This is a genomic window from Pantoea sp. GbtcB22, assembly GCF_019091025.1.
Classification (GTDB): domain Bacteria; phylum Pseudomonadota; class Gammaproteobacteria; order Enterobacterales; family Enterobacteriaceae; genus Pantoea; species Pantoea leporis.
Genome location: NZ_JAGXKB010000736.1, coordinates 1 through 240, shown reverse-complemented (window position 1 = coordinate 240; position 240 = coordinate 1). Strand labels below are relative to the sequence as shown.

The 240-nt window shown below is 51.7% G+C and carries 1 pseudogene; it reads left to right on the top strand.

From position 1 onward, the window contains the following. Positions 1 to 240, top strand: a pseudogene (locus KVT28_RS26540) (metallophosphoesterase); the annotation flags it as partial.

Genomic DNA, 240 nt, shown 5'->3' with positions numbered 1-240 from the left:
CGCTTGTTTTACCGGCTAATGCGGATAACCGCGACCTGATGCGACAGGTGTGGGGAAAGGATCATTGGGAACTGGACGCTGCTGAAGCCGCAATGCATTTCATTCACAATGCACATGGTTTGCGTCTGATAGGACTGGACACTTCAGTCAGTGATGAAAACTACGGCGACGTGACAGAGCATCTGGACAGGCTTGAGAAGAACCTGGCTGCGGAAGGTGATACACCAGCGATGGTGTTTA